Raw genomic sequence first — 614 nt, 5'->3', positions numbered from 1 at the left:
ATTATTTGCAATAGAAAGTAATAATAAGCCAAGAGCAAAAGAAATTATAGCAGGAATAAGTACCAATTTTGCTCCTTTATTATCTAAGACTTTACCTGTAAATGGGCGAGAAATCAAAACTGTTATAGTATAAATAACAAAAAAGAAACTTGCCGATTTTACAAGGTTAATTTCTACTGCATATAAATTGATATAAGTCATAATAGATGAAAAAGTAAATGTCATTATAAAAATTAATAGCCCGATAGGAATAGCTTTTTTTTCAATTAAGTTTTTCAATGAAAAACTCAGCTTTTTATTTTCAGCTGGTTTTACTTCAGGTAACTTTATAAATAAACTTATCAAGATAGTTAAAATACTTATAGCTAACACAATTATAAAAATAACATCGAATGACGTTATTTGCGTTAAGAAAATACCAATAAATGGTCCAATGCCTGTTGCAAGTGCTGTACTTACTGCGAAGTAACTTATACCTTCTCCTCTTTTTTCATTTGGAATGATAAGTGCTACAATACTTGCAACAATAGTGGTAGTAATACCAATTGATACACCATTGAAAAATCTAACGAGATACAAAATATTAATATTTCCGCCTAATAAATAAGTAGCTG

The 614-nt window shown here is 28.0% G+C and carries 1 protein-coding gene; it reads right to left on the bottom strand.

All coding sequences use genetic code 11. The features are described from left to right. On the bottom strand, positions 1–614 hold a 614-nt coding region (locus Q7C20_RS26830; RefSeq protein WP_375071200.1), incomplete at both ends, for an MFS transporter.

This window comes from Pseudomonas sp. AMR01 (assembly GCF_041946035.1).
GTDB classification, from domain to species: Bacteria; Pseudomonadota; Gammaproteobacteria; order Pseudomonadales; family Pseudomonadaceae; genus Aquipseudomonas; species Aquipseudomonas antarctica_B.
Note: the sequence above shows the minus strand (reverse complement) of the source record. Positions and strands in the feature narration are given on the sequence as shown.